1 protein-coding gene is annotated in these 2,856 nt (G+C 40.8%); it reads right to left on the bottom strand.

What is annotated here, in order from left to right; all coding sequences use genetic code 11:
• A partial coding sequence (locus K6C05_RS08220; protein ID WP_296733517.1) for an AAA family ATPase occupies positions 1-2,511 on the bottom strand: 2,511 nt, incomplete at its 3' end.
• Positions 2,512-2,856: the final 345 nt, after the last annotated feature.

A 2,856-nucleotide genomic window follows, 5' to 3' on the forward strand; every position in this document is an offset into this window, starting at 1 on the left:
TGCCCTGCCAGCCAAATACGTTTTTATATAATTCAATCCACGCTGACGTGTGTCCTTAACATCCTCCTTCTCATTTGTATAAAATTTGGTATATCCTCCATAATTTTCTCTGGCAATAATGGTTATATATGACGATTTTTCCCCTACATAGTATTGTAAGTAGGCATGTCCGGCTTCATGAACAGCCGTAGCATAATAATCCCTTTCCACCAAATCCGTTTTATAACCGTGAACCAGTTCATCCAACGCATCAGATAATATATCCTGATTTACTTCCTTTTCCTGCCTTACGGCTTTTCGTTTGGCCAAGGATGTAAGCTCATCAATATCTGCAATACTCCATCCCCTGATACGATCGGCAATATTTTCTATTAATGTATCTGATATATTGTCTATACCTTTACGGGCCAAGGACCTTCTAATACCATGAATTCGCTCGTCTCTATCCGGTATTTTAATTTGTATTTTGTATTCTATTAAACGCAATAAATCTGGATCGATGTCAGAGTTTCTATTATCTACAAAGGGAGCATCACAGTTCACGGTTCCAACAAACAACACCGCAGCGCCACGTTCTCTTATATCCTTTATCCCGTTAATGATGACATTTATCCCATCTGAACCTATTTTTTTAAGGAAATCATCCAGCTGTCCTATCAGTATAACCGATGGGGTTTGGTTAATAGCCTTTTGGAACAAATTTTTCAGCAATTCGCTGCTATCATCAGAGGCAAGAGCGTCAGCACGGGAAGAGCTTAAAAACAGCAGATGTGCCGGAGTTTCATAAGCCAAGGCCTTGCCCAGAGACACCTTGCCCGTATCCTGCTCACCAAACAGCATTATTCCGCCAGGGTCACTGCCATATTTCATTTTGAACAGATTAGGCGCCCTGAGGTATTCGCTTAAATTACGCAACTCCTCCTTGGCCGAATCTGCTCCCACAATATCATCAAAATACACTTCGGCTGTTTCTTCTTCCAGATAGTCATCTATCGGCATAGGTTTTAACTGTTCTGTACCAAAATCATAGAAGGTTACCACAGCTATTTTCCCATCCTTGGACAAGCTCTGCGTTGTCTTGTGGCTAATCAGCCAACCTCTGTTTTGCAAATCATCATAAGTTTTCTGAACAAAGGCTGTTCTGCTAAGTCTTTCCATATCTGCCAAAACCACAGTGCTATCCTGGTTCAAATCAACGGAGCCTCTGGCATTCCAGTGCACAAAGGAAAAGTAATCCGACGCACTAATTTTTCCATCGTAAACCGTATAAACCATGTAATCATCAGGAAGATATTTCTGAAAGATTTCATAGGCCGACAAGCCAACCGGTGCTTCATTTTCAATTCCGAATTGGCCCTGTTCAAATCCCATACCATACAGTAAATCTATCAATACCAGGCTAACGTAGTTATTGCCGTCAGATAATATGCCTTCCAATTCGTCTATATCTTCGGCAAACAGGTATTCAACATGCTCATTTTCCACCAAAGAGGGGTAACTTTTCTTGTCACCCACCACCACAATCTGTGGTTTGCGCGAAAAAGAAAACAACTCAACCCCTTCCGGCGGCAACTCCACCTGAAATACTATTTTTTCCAGCCTGCCCATATTCTCCATACCGAAATGGCGGCTCAAATCATATAATTCATTTTTTAAAAATGAGATACCTATTCCATCGGCTGTGTCAACAGATACATCATTACTGTGGCCATAAAGGCACAAAGAGGCAACATTGGGCCCAATCTCCAGATCATAGCCAAAATTTTCTTTTAATCCGTGGGCAAAATCTGTGAAGCTGTCCCCGATTTTATCCAAAAGAACGCTGACAGGAGGCTTCCTAAAGAATATAATATGGTCTTCACTAAAAAAGTCATTAAAAAATGTGACAGGATTTTCTTCCTCTGCCAGCTCTTCACAAAGGGTCTTGGTTGCCACTGCTTTTTTCACAACGGCGCTGTACTTATCAGCAAGATAAAGCTCTGAACCCAGCCGGGTGGTAAAAATAATAATGGTATCGGCAAAGGATATATCCTTGTGGCTTTCGGTATCAGTCACATGACCTTGTTCTATTATCTTTCCCAAGGCATCAATTACATCTTTACTGGCTTTGTCAATATTCTTTAGCAGGAGTATTCCATTGGGATCTTTTTCCACAAATCTGGTTATTTTACTGGAATCGTCCTTGTCCTTGATAGGATTTATCAAGGCATCAGCTGCTTTTTCCTTGGTGTTATCGGCCAAATCTATTTCAATAAGCCTTCTCTGCAGCTTTTCCGCAGTTACCTGTGCCAAAGTTGTTTTCCCTGCTCCCTGCATACCTGCCAAAAGGAAAACATTGATTAGTTTTGTTTTGTCGGTTAATGGCATAAACTGCCCATTGAAAAGGCTTTTTACAAAATAATGTATTGCTTCATCCTGTCCGCTTATTTTACTGCAAAGTGCCTTATAAAGCTCCTGGCTTTTTTCGGACAGCTTCATCAGGTCATCCTTCTTGGAATTGCTTTTTGACAATGTTATCCCCGCCTTCCCATTACAGCTAAAAACATTACACTTTATCCATAGGGAATATTCTTCACACCACCCCCAATATCTTTCCCTTTCTGCAACCTTAAACTCTCAACGGCTTCATAGCAATACATATATTATAACCATCTGCAAGCCAAAAAGGTTGCCGGCCAAGCAACAAATGATCATTGTTGCTACATTAACAGTGGACACGAAATGGTAAAAAATATGTAATTTACGCAATCTAATGTTACGATTTTATGCATTGTTTATATAGCACTGCATCGAGTAGGAGGAGGATTAAAATAAATCCTCCGACCTCTCACACCACCGTGCGTACCGTTCGGTACA

The organism is Anaerovibrio sp., assembly GCF_024697385.1.
In the GTDB taxonomy this organism is placed as follows: Bacteria; Bacillota; Negativicutes; order Selenomonadales; family Selenomonadaceae; genus Anaerovibrio.